The organism is Vibrio sp. 2130-1 (assembly GCF_033339515.1).
The window spans coordinates 1-514 of the sequence record NZ_JAWOUT010000745.1 but is presented as its reverse complement, the minus strand read 5'-3'; the positions used below and the strand labels follow the sequence as shown (position 1 = coordinate 514).

Annotated in this window: 1 protein-coding gene; it reads right to left on the bottom strand. The window is 51.2% G+C overall.

Annotation, left to right across the window (positions count from 1 at the left end; genetic code table 11):
- Window positions 1-2 precede the first annotated feature (2 nt).
- Window positions 3-514: branched-chain-amino-acid transaminase (ilvE, locus tag R7Q09_RS28470; protein ID WP_318144249.1), on the bottom strand; the 512-nt coding region annotated here is incomplete at its 5' end.

The window sequence follows — 514 nt, the reverse complement described above, 5'->3', positions numbered from 1 at the left end:
TCTTACTGCTGCTCTGGGTACACATAGTCTAACCAGCCCCACTTATCTTCCGTGGTGCCGTTAAATAGGCCAAAGTAGGCTTCTTGCAATTCTTTGGTAATCGGACCGCGTTTACCGCTGCCCACTTCAATTTTGTCGATGGTTGCCACAGGCACAACTTCTGCTGCGGTACCAGTCATGAATACTTCATCCGCAAGGTATAGCGCTTCGCGAGCAATGTTAGCTTCACGGACTTCGTAACCTTTATCGCGAGCAATGGTCATGATCGAGTCACGAGTGATGCCCGGTAGGATAGCGCTGGTGGCTGGTGGTGTGGTGATCACGCGATTTTTGATGACAAAGATGTTCTCGCCCGCGCCTTCTGACAAGTAACCGTCAACACTCAGTGCGATACCTTCGTCGTAACCATGACGACGTGCTTCACCACCAACGAGTAGTGAAGAAAGGTAGTTACCACCCGCTTTTGCAGCGGTAGGGATGGTGTTAGGTGCCGCGCGATTCCAGCTTGAAATCA